This window comes from uncultured Muribaculum sp., from assembly GCF_910583865.1.
Classification (GTDB): Bacteria; Bacteroidota; Bacteroidia; order Bacteroidales; family Muribaculaceae; genus Muribaculum.
On the sequence record NZ_CAJTYX010000020.1, the window covers coordinates 1 to 14,373 of the forward strand.

Consider the following 14,373-nt stretch of genomic DNA (forward strand, 5'->3'; position numbering starts at 1 on the left):
AGCTGGAAGTTCCTCGGCACGCTCGTGTCGGCGGCCACCGTCGGCGGCGTGATCCTCGTGCTCAACAAGGTCTACGACTTCTCCAACCCCGACATCATCGCCGCTCCCCAGGCCAATGCCATGGCGCGAGTCATAGAGCCGCTGATGATGGGGGGCGACACCCCCTGGATTCTCTACATGGCCGGGGCCGTGCTCGCACTTATCCTCAATTGGCTCGGAGTCCCCGCCCTCGCCTTCTGCCTCGGCATGTTCATCCCCCTGCAGCTCAACACACCGCTCCTCGTGGGCGGCGCAATAGCCTGGTGGGTAGGCTCACGTTCCAAGGACGAAGCCCTCAACTCGGCGCGCCGCGACCGTGGCACACTCATCTCCTCGGGACTGATAGCCGGAGGCGCTCTGTTCGGAGTGTTCGCCGCGCTCACCCGTTTCTGCGGATTCGAATACACCAATCCGCTGTCGCAGTCGACCACACAGACCCTCGGCATAGTCCTATATATCCTCCTCATGGCCTATCTGCTTTGGGACTGCATGCGTGCGAAGAAGGCAGCATAAGGAGATTGTTCCAAACTGCCATATAGAGCAGTGACACATACTTATTTTCGTGAATAAGGAACTTGCATATGCGCAATAATTTTCACGAGGAACTTACCGCAAAATGGCAATCGGGGGTCGACCGCAGCATACTGAAGCTCGCGGTGCCCTCGATTGTCACTAATATCACCACCCCGCTGCTGGCCCTGATGGATGTAACCGTCGCGGGCCATATGGGCGCGCCGGTCTACATAGCAGCCATAGCCGTCGGCGGCTCCATGTTCAACATGCTCTACTGGCTGTTCGGCTTCCTGCGCATGGGTTCGAGCGGCATGACGGCGCAGGCCTATGGGGGCGGAGACACCCGGGCCACATCAACCGTGCTGCGCCAGGCGCTCACAGTGGCCCTGTCGGTAGGACTGATGATGATAGCCCTGCAGACACCGCTATGCCGCATTATCCTGCGCTTCATGGACACCGATCCGACCACTACGGCCATCGCGGAGCGCTACTTCCGCATCCTCATCTGGGGCGCGCCACCTTATCTGGCCACTTTCGCCCTGTCGGGATGGTTTCTCGGCATGCAGGACTCACGTGTCACCATGTGGGTATCCATCCTCATCAACGTCGTAAACATCGCCGCCACGCTCTCGCTCGTCTATCTCCTTCACATGGGCATCGACGGAATAGCCACCGGCACACTCATAGCGCAATGGACGGGATTCGTAGCAATGCTCGCCGTAGCTCTGCGCCGTCACGGACTCGAAGGAGCGTCATGGCGCGACACCCTCCACCTGCCGCAGCTGCGGCGGTTCTTCAAGGTCAACACTGACATATTCCTGCGCACGGTCTGTCTCGTGGCCGTCACCATGTGGTTTACGCGCATAGGAGCCATACAAGGCGAGCGCATGCTGGCCGTCAACGCGTTGCTGATGCAGTTCTTCACGCTGTTCTCCTATTTCATGGACGGCTTCGCATTTGCAGGAGAAGCCCTTACCGGACGATATATCGGCGCTGCCGACCACACGATGCTTCGCCGCTCAATCCGCGCGTTGCTGAAGTGGGGAGCGTTCATGGCTGTCATATTCTCGGCCGCCTACCTCCTTGGAGGCGACATCCTTCTGCGCCTTTTAAGCTCCGACAGAAGCATTACCGCCTCGGCCCACGACTACCTGCTGTGGACCGCCACCGTCCCCATCGCCGGATTCCTTGCATTCACATGGGACGGCATATTCATCGGCGCCACCGCCACACGCCGCATGCTCCTGTCTATGCTCGCAGCCACTGCGGCATTCTTCCTCGTCGAGTCAATCCTCTTCCCGCACCTCGCCAACCACGGCCTGTGGCTCGCCTTCCTCTCCTACCTCCTTGTCCGTGGCCTCATCCTCACCCTGCTGTCCCGGCGCCTATGACCGCCCCCGCCCGCTCTGAACGCCCCGTCTCCTCCCGTTCCTTAATGTCCCCATTGCCCCTAATCTCCTTAATGTCCTTATTGTCCCTCCCCTCCTTCCCCCGACCCAAAAAAGGCGCGGTCTCCGTAATGCGGGCCGCGCCTTGGTGTTTTCTCGGTTTCAGGTATGTTGCCGCCACTGCGGCGGCAAAAGGTTAGCAAAGAAGATGAATTAGGATAAACAGGGCACCCTGTCTGTGCGGCGGGGTGCCCTTGATATATCAGGGATTGATGTTACTCGTTATAGAATTTGAGGGTGTTGTTCTCCACCTTCTCCTTCTCCATCATGATGCCGATAAGATTCTGCATCACGGCCTGAGCGCCATACTGCTGGTTGAAGCGTGCGGCATTCTCATCATAGTCATAAGGACGGCTCTGGTTGTCCACGTCATAGACGGTATAGACATACACGGCATTGTTGCCCTGCACCGGCTCCGATACCTTGCCCTTCTCCGACACGGGAACCTGGCCAAGAAGAGCTGATTCCATCACACCGATGCCGGGGATATACATCTGGCCGAAAGTCACCTCGGTAGAGTCGACCTCAGAGCCGAGCAGCTGGCCGTAGCCATTTACGTCGGTGGCCTTGCCTTTGATCTGGGCGATGATGGCGGCGGCCTTCTTGTCGTTGCGCACCTTGCGTGTAAGCGCGGAGTTGATGTTCTCGTCGCTCAATGGCATATAGCCGGGCTTCACGATTTCATCGAGAGCCACCACGATAAGATGGTCATTCTGGTTGTCCTGGAGTATGGGGCTTACCTCGCCTGCCTTGGCATCCATCACCCATTTCACCACATTGCGGGTGTAAGGCACGTTGCCTATCATATAGGAGTTGGCAGTGACGGTAGCAGGCTGAAGAGTGTAGCCTGCGGCGATGGCCTTGCTCATGGTGAGGGAGTCGGCCTTGGTGATACCGCTTACGAATGCCTGAAGGTCATCATTAAGCTTTTCGACGGTAGCATCGGAGGGATACACCTTATAGTTGACGGTGGCATAGTCGTAGATGGTCACCGGAGCTTTCTTCGAGTTGACGCGGATGATGCTTGCCATGTTGGCGGCGCTGTCGGCGATGAAATATCCGTTGCCGGCCTCAAGGATGCGGGTCTTGATGTCATTGTCGGGAGCAGAGGCCAGAGTCTGCCACATGTCCGACTTGCTGTCGAGCACCCCGGGCGTGCCGACGACGTCGGCGGCAGTCTTACCCGAGTTTAGGGCGGCGAGCAGCGAGTCGCGGGCGGCGGCTGTGCCCTGGAACTGGATTATGTCGAGATTGACCGAATCCACGGCGCTCTTCTTGCCGATGAGCTTGGCTACGGTAAACTCGTCGTCGATATAGCTGATCTGTGCGACGGCACCGGCGGCAGAGTCGGTGAGGAACGCGCGGAGCACGGGGCTGCTTACCTTGGCGGCGGTCGACGATACACGGTTCACGCCGAAGTTTGTGTCACCGGCCACGGCATCGATGGCGGGAGTAGTGCGCAACTTGGCGATTGTAGAATCGACAAGTGCCTGCCCTTCCGCCTTGTCGGCTGACGAAGGCGACACGTTGACCACGATGAAATTGGCGCGGCGCGTCTCGTCATCAACACGGTAAGCCTCCTTCTCCTTTTCATATGCGGCACGCAACTCACTGTCGCTCACAGGGTATTCGTCGTCAGGCATCATGCTGAAATTCTTCGACACATAAGCCATATGGCTCGTCGAGGCATTCCCGGCGTAATACTCCTTGGCGTCAAGTTCGTTGGCAGTCAGAGCGCCGCTGAGCATGGCCTGGAGCTTCTGTATCTTGAGCATCTGGGTCATCTGCTTCTCCTGGTTGAGCCACATCTGCTGAAGCTGCTGGGCTGTCTCGGTGGGCAGATTGTATTTAGTCGGGTTGAAAGCATAGTCATACACCTGGTCGGGACTCTCGGCACCCATCTGGCGGGCGAACTGAAGCATGTAGGGATGAGCCGAAGCGCCGGTCATAGCCTTGGAAAGCTCGGTGTCGGTGACGGTGATGCCCAGACGGTCCATCTCCTCGTTGATCAGCGATTCCTGGATCATGCCCTGGAGCACCTGGGCCTGCATCAGAGCGGGATCAACCTTGCTGTCGGGCTGCTGTTGCTGCATCTGCTGCGAAGCCTCCTCGTTGCGTCGCTGGAAGTCCTGCACATCGATTTTCTTGTCGCCCACCTTGGCGATGGTGGTGCCCGCACCGAAAAGCGTGCGGCCCGAAGTAAAGAAGTCACCGATGATGAATGCGAGAAGGGCCACGCCCACCACGATCAGCAGCAGTGTAGATCTCTTACGGATTTTTTCAAGTGTTGCCATCTATGTTTTTATCTGTTTTTAATTACGTAATTGATTGGTCATCACCCTCTATTCTTCACTTTTGAGGGTAAAATCGCACAAAGTTACGAATTTTACCGTATTATCCCAATCCCCGCTCCCTTTTTTTCTAATTTTTTAAAATACGCTCATTTATAGGCTCAATAATATCACATCGAGCCGATGACAAGCAGCACGAGGCCGGCGAGCAGCACGCAGAGGTCGACGAGCTTGGCCCGGACATGGCGCTCGCGCAGGGCGAGCACGCCGTAGAAGAACGACACGATGACGCTGCCACGCCTGATCATCGACACGATGGCAATCATGGCGCCGGGTAGCGAAAGCGCGTAGAAGTAGGCGATATCGGCGGCAGTAAGGAACAGCGATATGAACACGATCGACCACCGCCAGCGGAACGGGGTCAGGCTGTCGCCGCGCATCCGCTGCCACCTCAGCATCAGCGCCACAGTCACGCCCATTATTATCATCTGGTAGAAACTATACCAAGCCTGCACCTCCAATGGCTCATAGCGCCCGAGCAGCCACTTGTCGTAAAGCGCGCTCACCGCCCCCATGAAGGCCGCACCTATGGCCATCCACACCCAACGGCCCTCCTTCACGCCCGCGCCCTCCTTCATGCCTATGCGGCTGATGAAGAACAGCGAGAAGAAGCCCAACGCCACACCGCCCCACTGCCAGGCGTTGAGCACCTCGCCGTAGATAAGTATCGCACCGACAAGCACCATCACGGGGCGCGACGCGTTGACAGGCCCTGCCACGGTGAGCGGCAGATGCTTGATGCTGAAATATCCCAGAAGCCACGATGACAGCACGATAAGCGCCTTTACGGCTATGTGGGCATGCCCGGCAAGCGACCCTCCGAGTCCGACATACCCGTCGGCGAGCCCCGCCACTATCACAGGAGCCATCAGCAGCGAGCTGAACAGTGTATTGAGAAACAGCACCGTCAGCACATTGTTGCCGTCTACCGACAGCTTCTTGAACACGTCATAGAACCCCAGGCATAGCGCCGAGGCGATAGCAAGCAGAATCCACATCAGCGCACGTTCACTTTAGTTTCTCGATGTTGGCCGCCGGACCTACGAGCCAGAGCACGTCGTCGGCCTCAAACTGTGTAGTACCGTCGGGATGGGCATACGTGCCGTCAGGCCGCTGTATCGCCACCAGCAGCACCTTGTACTTGTCGCGCAGCTGCGCCGTGGCCGACGTCTTGCCGATAAGCACCGACGCCTCCGACAGCTGAACGTTTGTAAGCTTTATGTCGGTCATGGCCGGCGAGTCGGGCGCGGAGTCGTCGATACGCTCCATCACCGGCAGCACGCTTTCAATCTGGGCGTCGGTGCCGATCACCCCCAATGTATCGCCGGGGAATATGCGCATCGTGCCGTTGGGCACGAGCAGCGTGTGGCCGCCGCGCTGGATGCTCGCCACGTTCACCCCGTAGCGCTGGCGCAGGTTGGAGTCCATCAGACGGTCGCCCACGAACGGGCATCCGTAGCCCACGGTGATAAATGCCAGGTGCATGTCGCTCACAAGGTTGTTGTTCTTGCCGGAACGCCGCAGCTCCCTCTCGTTGAGATTGTCGAAGAAACGCGTTTCCATATGCTGCAGACGCTTGCGGAGACGTCCGGAGAATGTGCCGAGGAGCACTATGAAGATCAAAAGGCCCACTATCCAGCCTATGCGCATCGAATGGATGGCGCTGATGGTATAGATGATAAATCCCAGCGCCAGGAGCAGGCGGAAAATCGTCATCACTATCAGAGGCACGTCGAAATGCGCGTTGGCCGCTACCAGGCGCTCGCGTTCGGTCTTGCGCGACGCAGGCATAGCCAGGGCGAGCAGGAACGGGGCCATCAGCAGCAGCGTGAACACCGACGTGATAAGCCTTCCCCACCCGGGCGAGAACTCAAGCACCAACGGCTCGACATAGCGCAGGCAAAGCAGCATTATCGCTATGATTACACTGCTGTAGAGCAATATGCGCCACAGATAGCGCTTAAGCACCGACACCCAAAGCTCCTTGGTCTCGCTCTCCGAATTGGCGCTCACGCTGTAGCGCTCTATCAGGAAGTGGAGACGTTTGGGCAGATGCCGCTCCACAAGGCCGTAGGCCGGATCGGCCATGCGTATGAAATAGGGCGTGGTGAAAGTGGTAAGCACCGACACCGCCACCACGATAGGATAGATCGTAGGATCGAGCACCCCGAGCGACATGCCCAGCGACGCGATGATGAAAGCGAACTCGCCGATCTGCGTCAGCGAGAATCCCGACTCCATGGCTATGCGCAAAGGCTGTCCCGTGATAAGCATGCCGAACGTGCCGAACACGATCATCCCCACGATCACCACACCGGAAAGGAGCAGTATGGGCCAGAAATATTCCACTATGACATGCAGGTCGACCATCATGCCGACCGAGATAAAGAATACCGCCCCGAAAAGATCCTTCACCGGGCTTACCACCGCCTCTATCGACTCGGCATAGCTCATCCCGGCTATGATCGAACCCATCACAAACGCGCCGAGCGCCAGCGAGAATCCGCAGTAGACCGAGAATACGGCCATCCCGAAGCATAGCCCGAGGGACACGATCAGCAGAGTCTCGTTGTTGAGATAACGGCGTATGCCGTTGAGCAACGACGGGAGCATATACACACCGACCATGAACCATATGATCAGGAAGAACACAAGCTTTGCCACACTCATGAGCAGCTCTGTGCCCTCTACGCTGTTGTTTATGGCTATTGACGACAATATCACCATCATCAATACCGCGAAAAGGTCCTCCACGATAAGCACCGCAAACACCAGCGAGGCGAATTTCTTCTGCCTCAACCCGAGGTCGGTGAACGCCTTGATGATAATCGTGGTCGATGACATCGACAGCATACCCCCGAGGAACATGCTGTTCATATGGGAGAAATGGAGCAGATGGCCTATGGCGAAACCCGTGCACATCATGCCGATCACGATTATCAGCGCCGTCACGACAGCCGACCCGCCGGTGTTGAGCAGTTTCTTGAAGCTGAACTCCAGACCGAGCGAAAACAGCAGCACCACGATGCCGAGCTGCGCCCAGAACTCGATGTTGCTCTCCGTCGTCACCGACGGCAGATAATGAAAATGCGGGCTTGCAAGGAAACCCGCCACGATGTAGCCCAGCACGACAGGCTGCTTCAGCCACTTGAAAAGCACCGTCACCACGGCGCCCATCAGCAATATGAAAGCGAGATCCCTGACAAGGCTCTCGACCTGGAGGTCGCTCATCTCGCCACCCTCCGCGGCCACGTCGCCGGTGGCCGCCGCTATTATCAGATTCAGCAACATACCTTTTTCTTATATCGGCTTATCATATCGGCACCCGTCTCTCTTATATCGACACCTGCGTGCCGAGCGAGATGGCCACGGTAGGTTTCACCTCGCGCAGTTCGGCAAAAAGCTTCATATAGTCGGTGCGGTCCTTCACGAGCACCACAAGGTTGAGCCGCGTTACCAGATCGGTGTACTCATACTCGACATACACGTTGCTCAGATGCACCTGATGACGGGCAAGCACCTCGCGATACCCCTCGATGTCCTCGGCGATAACCGACAGCTTTATCCTGATGATGCGCGACTCCACGCCGGAATGCACATAGTGCTCCCAACGCTCCATCATCACAAGCACCACTAATATGAGTCCCGTGGTGATCACGGCGAGCCAGTAAAGCCCGACACCCACGGCCATGCCTATGGCAGCGATGATCCATATGCCGGCGGCGGTGGTCAGGCCGCGCACCGACCCTTTCATCTGGATGATAGCGCCGGCACCGAGGAAGCCGATACCGGTCACCACCTGCGCGGCGATTCGGCCCGGGTCACCGTTCTTAAGCCCCATGTACTCCTGAGGCACGTAGATCGACAGGATCATGGCCAAAGTGGCGCCCATCGCTATCAGCGCGAACGTGCGCACGCCGGCCATCTGCCCCTTGCGCTTGCGCTCATATCCCACGCAACAGCCGAGCATAAGGCTAAGGCACAGCTTGAACACCGACGAGGTGGTATTCACCTCTATCGAGTTGATGTCGGCCACGAATGCCGACCACACAGATGCGTCACAGATAACCATAATTCAGAATAAACGTTACGTAACTCCGCCACAGTAAATGTTGCAAAATTCCGGATTGTAGGGATGCACGCTCGCGCATCCGAATCATCGCATCTGATCCACAGACATTTACCGGATGTACGAGCATGCATTCCTACAATTCAGTGGCAAATAACAGGTTTTGCAACAGCCTCCAGCTTATATATCCTATTTGCGCATGGTAAACTTGCGCGAGGCCAGACGGTAATTGTCGGCAAACAGCTCAACGAGATAGTCTCCTGGGGTGAGGGCCATGTTCACGTCCCAGTAGATATTGATTCCGGCGATCTCCTCGCCGGCATATTCGATGGTCTTACGCGCGGTGCATTGGAGCGAAGCGCCCTCAAACGTAAAGCGTCCGCCCGCGCCCAGCAGGGTTCCCTCGGGCGAGGTTATGCGCAGGTATATCGTCTTTTCGCCTACCGGCGTCGAATTGTTCTGCGGGATGGTGAATGTCACTTCGAGCTGCTTGGCCTTGGTGATATTCTTTTCGGTCTTGCCGTTCTTCTTCAGGCCTATGAGTTGCACACCCGTCACATTGAGCTTCTCGGCGAGCACCATGCGCTCCGACAGGGCTTCCACGCGCTTTGTCTGCGACTCCACGCGGCTCGTCAGCTGCTGGTTGCGCTGCTTGATCTCCTGGTTCTCGTCCCTCAAGGCGGCGTTCTCCTTGCCCAACGAATCGATCTGCGACACATAATGGCGCAGGATGTTCTTCAGCGTGCCTATCTCGTCCTGGAGTTGCTTGATGCGCTTCGAGCTTTTCTTCTTTTCATTGTTAAGTTCCTGGAGCAACTTCTCCACCTTCGACTTGGCGGCCGCATACTTCGTCACGAGCGAGTCGTTGGCCAACAACTGCGACTGGTTCTCATACTGGGCATACTCCGTGTTGAGCACCTGGTACTCGTTGGCAAGCTGCAGCTGTTCGTTGGTAAGCTGCAACTGCTCGTTGGCGAGCTTCTGGGCCTCGATTTCCCGGTGCATCCGGGTCGTCGTCATCACCACGGCCACGATGGCTCCAATGATAAGCAGCGCAATCACCACGATGGCGATCATCGTCGTTTTCGACTTCCTGCCGGAAGCTCTCCCGTTGTCCTCGAATCTCTCGTCCATGACTTATTCTTTGCCGATAATTATTAGCCGATAAATTTAGTTGTTGCAGACCTCCTTTTCCCATTGAATCAGACAATCCACATCATTTCGGCAAAGTTACAAACTTTCTTCCACAAACCCAAATCCCACGAAGCGCCCAACGTAGCCTCCCGACGTACATGCAAATCCCCTACCCGGAATCGGCATTTCGCTCGTCGCGGCACCACACCAAGACGCTCCGGAGATGCAGGATCAACGAAGCTCCTTCTTTGCAGATCCGTCAGAATACCTCACGACCACGACACCCTTGTAATCATCACCGACAGGCCGTCCTGCAAGATCGAAGCAGCCCGACTCAATCAATCCACCATCTTCTACCACTCCATCTATTCCACTCAATGTGCGGATACGGAACCGACTCCAACAATCCGAAGCCATATATGATTCTTCGCACCCCTTGGGGACAAATAATCGAGCCCCCTCATATGCATTTCCATAAAAAACATTGCTTTGCGCCAAGGGAGCCTCATCCGAATAAGAATATACTTCCATAAGTTGCGTACAATCTTTAAATAAATTATCGGGTATGGATCTGACATTTTTTCCGATATAGATGTCCTCTACCGTATTCGGAAAAATTTTAGCGTTATACGCAATATCATCAACTCTAATCGCATTGTAATTTATCTTATAAAGACTTGAGCACACCTCAAATGCACCTCGCCCGATTTTAGTAACACCCTCAGGGATTGTTATCTCCGTCAGAGTGGACTTACATCCTTTAAATATGTATTCACCAATCGACTGCAAAGTTTGAGGCAAATCATCGCAGACTTGCAATGACGTACAACCGCTAAACGCATAATCGTCTATCGTCACCAGATTAGCCGACAACTTAACCGAAGCGAGATTGTCACATCCGCTAAAACAATTACTGCCGATGTATGTAATCTGATCAGGAATTATCAGATCATTCAATCCGACACAGCGAGCGAACGCACTCCCATGTATCGACGTGACGCAATCCGGGATATCAACTGATTTCAGTGCGCTACAGCCAAACATATACCCGTAAGGTATCGCAGTCATTCCTTCCGATATAGGAACATATTCCAACGACGTGCAACCGCTAAACACCTCCCCACCGAAAATCAATCCCGCAGGCAGCTCCACAGACGCCAAAGACACGCAATCGCTAAATGCATAACCTCTTATCTCTTTCACATTATCAGGTACCACGATTTGTTTCAACGCAGTAAAGCCTGAAAAGCAACGTGAGGACAAGACTTCAACAGAGCTCCCAATTTCCACTATTTCAACTGTGGGAAGAAAAACTGATTTGGCATCGTAGCTCATTCTTTTCCCTTTGGCATTATATGTAATCTTTTTTAACTTTGTCGCATTAAAAAAAGAATACTTCGCAATCTCCTCGACATCCTCCCCTATGATTAATTCTGAGATATTTTGAGGCAAATTACATATATACGAAACGGCGCATCCATCAGGACCTTTGATCGGAGACATATATTCCTCTGCACAATTCATGCATGATATGGCATCCAACCGCAACGTGTGAAGTGAATCATTCGTCTCAAAAGCAGATTCACCGACTGACTTCACTGACCGACCAAGACGAACCGTTCTCAAATCATTATCATCAAATGCATAGCCTCCGATTCCAGTGACATTATCCGGTATGTAAAGATTTTGTATGCCGCAATATCGAAAACTCGCAAATCCTATATACCTGAGATTCTCAGGAAAATCTACCTCACGCAAGCTACCACACCCCCAAAAAGCGCCTTCATAAATGAATTTTAGCGTCTTAGGGAAATTGACCTTCTTTAGATTTCTGCATGACAGGAATGCATAGTTGCCAATAGATACTACCGGATATTCAATTCCTTCATATGTGATTTTTTCAGGTATATCCAACTCGGAAATACCTGCATATTGCTCGGGGGTTGTATCATATCTTCCACTTGGATTTACTACCTCACATTCTCCGTTTTTGATATGATAGAATAGACCATCAATCTCAACAGGATCAGAGGCATGCACCTGCTGTAACGGAACCATAAGCCCAAAAACACATAATAACTGATACACAAACTTCTTCTTCATTTTATTTCTTTATTTTCATCATCCAACTATCATCCGTGCCTACATTGTAGACCCGATCGCCGACAGTCCATTCACCGACAGTAAAGTCAATCGGCTTTGTCGAATAGACATCCACGTTATTCCCATGACATTCAATGCCGGTTATTCCGTCATTGAACGGCACTTCAACAGGTTCCTCACATGATTTCCATGCAAACCCGCTGACACATATCCCGTTGTCGTACATAGCACAGCTTCCGGCAAGAGGAATGATACATTTCTCCCATGTGACAGCTCCTCCACCTGGCGATTGGTAGCTACGGTAAAGGTGCACAGTAAGGTTCAAGCCTGTGTACTCTTTATCTCCACCAATATTAAAAAGAATTGTGCCTGTCGTGCCGGGGTCGGCAAATCCGGTTCTGATCAAAGTTGTGGTAGTGGTGGTCTCATTAACTTTAAACGACAAGCTCCTTAAGCTCCCATTATTCCCATTATTAGAATAAATCCTGCGCCTATCGCTCCAGGCTATCCGGTATTTATAGCTATATATTCCGCTTTTCCCTACCCATTTACCATGGCCCATATCAATATCAAGCAGGAAAGTGCTCATATTAACCGTATTAATCTTATGACCGGAACAGCCTGAAACACCGATTTTATTTACGGGTACGATATTGCTCTGACATGAAGCCCACGGAGACACCTCATTGAATAGTGCATTTTCTTTGATTTCATAATTCTCCCCGGACAACACCTCTGTAGCAGCCAATATGCCAAAGGGCAAAGCCCTTGGTGTCGAACCCGCATTCGCATAAGTACGGAAACAGTTGGAAACCATGAAATCGACATTATCAGACATTATCACGTCATAACCACATTTCCTCGACATGGCCTCTACCAAAGCGGCATCATATTCCAATTCATCGGGCTTTGTATATCTTGCGCTCCATTGGAATATATTATTTGAAAGTCTGACCATCGCCACATTAGGAAATATGCGTCTGACATGTATAGATGCCTCTTCCCATTTTTCAAAATAGTTTGAATCGACAGTAACAGACGAATCCTCAATATAGATTCCGGCGGAACTGCCCTCGAAATGATTGCCGGTAATGCTCAATCCGTTACTACTATATACATCAAGGAAGCAATTGATTATATTGGCATCTATGATACCGCCATGACATTGCCTGAAACAAACTCCTTTAGTATATTCAGGGTCATGAATAGCATTGCCCCGGAATATCATGGCATCGCCAAGCGTACCCATGTCAATCGCGTATTCAACCTCTATTTTCGGGCTTCCATCCTCATTCAGCTTCAGGGGCAAACAATCCGGACCAATCTCGAAGTTATTGTCTCCGGGACGATGTAAAGTGCAACGCACCACAGTCTTGCTGTCGCAATAATTTTTCTGCCACAGCAACGACTGCCAAAGGCCATTAAACAGCACATTTTCGATACGTGCTCCTCCTGCAACGAATATTCCGCGCAAGAACGGCATACCGGTGCAGTAATTTTTTATGGCTTCTGAGGCCTTTGCTTCCTCTGAATAATCCCATTTATTCAGAATCATGATATTCTCTACAGCTGTACCCGGACACGGGAATTTACGTTTCCAACAATACTTGATATCATCTATCTGAGGCACAGCATCCAGAGATTTATCGCATACACCGGTGAACGAATCGACTACATTTACCGCCACGACCACACCATGCGAAAATCCGGATTCTATCGACGGTCGCGCCACAGGGGACACAACCGGAGGCATCGGAAGCACTTCTGTCGGACGAGGCATCAACACTGTCGAGCACACTGGAGTAAGCGCAGGCTCATCACGCTTCATTTCCTGCGTACCGTTCTCCCCGATGAGTCTTATGCCCATCGGCACGACAATCGTATGCTTGACAAAGTATATCCCGGCAGGCAGAAAGACATCTCCGGTAGTTTTCAAAGCTATCGCCTTGTTGATGGGAACCGACCAATCATCGCAAGCGGCATCTGCAAACCATTGCGGATAGGCCCTGTCCATGTCCCAGCGCCCCTTGAACTCAGTACCCTCAAACACCTTGCAGATTGGAGCATCAAGATAGCTCCTTAAGTGCTGAAACCGTCGATAATCTACAGAATCCAACGGCCCGTCATACTCGGTGCCCCAACCTCCGGCAAGCGTTCCACCTTTTACCGGATAATCGGCAAGCATCAGAGTGCCCCCCGGTTTAAGATTGCACCGCGCCCCGGTAAGATCCAATGTACCGCCACGGGCATCAAGGCGGGAATCCCTACCGAGTGTCAGCATACATCCTTCAGCAATCGCCAGACTTCCCGACTCGATACGCAATCGGGAATTATCCCCAAGCGTAAGATTCCGGAACCCGACATTAGCACCATTACATACAACGATTTCAATGGGGACGCCAAACACAAGGTCGTCATGGATATTGACGGATCCCGAAAGAACCCAACGACCGACAGAAGGATCAGGAATAGTAGCAGATAGTGCCATGGCAATGGAATATTGAGGAAAGTAAGATAAATAATTTCACAAATATAAGCCTCGGACATACGATTCGCAATAAATTTAACATTTTTAACTTTACAGTTAACCTTACCATTCATGCACCTCACCTCACCCCTGTGCTATCGATCCCCTAATACCCTTAATCACCTTATTGTCCTCACCGACCTATTGCCTTTACCGACCTAATCCCCGGAAAAAGGCGCCGGGGGGGGG

9 protein-coding genes are annotated in these 14,373 nt (G+C 53.2%); 2 read left to right on the plus strand and 7 right to left on the minus strand.

Annotated features, from left to right (window positions below; all coding sequences use genetic code 11):
• Both QZ303_RS06030 and QZ303_RS06035 read left to right on the plus strand, forming a co-directional pair.
• Nucleotides 1-552, plus strand: a 552-nt coding sequence (locus tag QZ303_RS06030) for an OPT/YSL family transporter (protein ID WP_295730561.1), incomplete at its 5' end; no start/stop codon positions are given.
• 68 nt (nucleotides 553-620) lie between these two features.
• Entirely contained in the window at nucleotides 621-1,943 is a 1,323-nt protein-coding gene (locus QZ303_RS06035) for an MATE family efflux transporter (protein WP_295730564.1), read from the plus strand.
• Nucleotides 1,944-2,215: 272 nt separating this feature from the next.
• Here QZ303_RS06035 and QZ303_RS06040 read toward each other — a convergent pair whose 3' ends face one another.
• The 7 genes from QZ303_RS06040 to QZ303_RS06070 all read right to left on the minus strand — a co-directional run bounded on the left by QZ303_RS06040 (nucleotide 2,216) and on the right by QZ303_RS06070 (nucleotide 14,145).
• Nucleotides 2,216-4,294, minus strand: a complete 2,079-nt coding sequence (locus QZ303_RS06040) for a SurA N-terminal domain-containing protein (RefSeq protein ID WP_295730567.1) — start codon at nucleotides 4,292-4,294, stop codon at nucleotides 2,216-2,218.
• Nucleotides 4,295-4,461: 167 nt separating this feature from the next.
• Nucleotides 4,462-5,349 (minus strand): DMT family transporter, encoded by an 888-nt coding sequence (locus QZ303_RS06045; protein WP_295730570.1) that lies wholly within the window; start codon nucleotides 5,347-5,349, stop codon nucleotides 4,462-4,464.
• 10 nt (nucleotides 5,350-5,359) lie between these two features.
• Nucleotides 5,360-7,642, minus strand: coding sequence for a cation:proton antiporter (locus QZ303_RS06050; RefSeq protein WP_295730573.1), 2,283 nt, complete (start codon nucleotides 7,640-7,642; stop codon nucleotides 5,360-5,362).
• Nucleotides 7,643-7,685: 43 nt separating this feature from the next.
• On the minus strand, nucleotides 7,686-8,423 hold the full coding sequence (locus QZ303_RS06055) for an MgtC/SapB family protein (RefSeq protein ID WP_295730576.1): 738 nt from the start codon (nucleotides 8,421-8,423) through the stop codon (nucleotides 7,686-7,688).
• A gap of 186 nt (nucleotides 8,424-8,609) precedes the next feature.
• Nucleotides 8,610-9,554, minus strand: coding sequence for a hypothetical protein (locus QZ303_RS06060; RefSeq protein ID WP_295730579.1), 945 nt, complete (start codon nucleotides 9,552-9,554; stop codon nucleotides 8,610-8,612).
• Between the two features lie 231 nt (nucleotides 9,555-9,785).
• Nucleotides 9,786-11,657: a leucine-rich repeat domain-containing protein gene (locus QZ303_RS06065; RefSeq protein ID WP_295730581.1), complete on the minus strand. Its 1,872-nt coding sequence runs from the start codon at nucleotides 11,655-11,657 to the stop codon at nucleotides 9,786-9,788.
• A 1-nt stretch (nucleotide 11,658) separates the two neighbouring features.
• Nucleotides 11,659-14,145, minus strand: a complete 2,487-nt coding sequence (locus QZ303_RS06070; protein ID WP_295730583.1) for a hypothetical protein — start codon at nucleotides 14,143-14,145, stop codon at nucleotides 11,659-11,661.
• Nucleotides 14,146-14,373 lie beyond the last annotated feature (228 nt).